The organism is Pseudomonas sp. 2822-17, from assembly GCF_002742485.1.
Taxonomy (GTDB): domain Bacteria; phylum Pseudomonadota; class Gammaproteobacteria; order Pseudomonadales; family Pseudomonadaceae; genus Aquipseudomonas; species Aquipseudomonas cyclaminis.
This window is the reverse complement of sequence record NZ_LJRZ01000615.1, coordinates 1-290: the sequence shown is the minus strand read 5'-3', so window position 1 is coordinate 290 and position 290 is coordinate 1. Positions and strand designations below refer to the sequence as shown.

General features: G+C 31.0%; 1 protein-coding gene. It reads right to left on the bottom strand.

The window, feature by feature from the left end; translation table 11 throughout:
* Positions 1-290 (bottom strand): hypothetical protein (locus AOA60_RS33440; protein ID WP_218240775.1); only part of this gene is annotated, 290 nt, incomplete at both ends.

Genomic DNA, 290 nt, shown 5'->3' with positions numbered 1-290 from the left:
GATAGAGATAACGCTTATAGTAATAGATTTAAAAACATTTACTTCTTTTTTCACCATAGGTAAAAATGCAAATAGTGTAATAATGCCGCCATATCTGGTGATTTCTGAAAGGGAGCTTTTCATAAATGTCCATAAATCTACTCTGAAATAAGGTGGTACATTCATCCAACGAAAATCATCGGTAAAGAGAAAAGCAATAAGCGTTATTACTAATATGATTTCATGAAAAAATATCATTACTATCATTCGTGAAATGGCATGTATTCCATAAAAGGCAGAAACTCCAATTG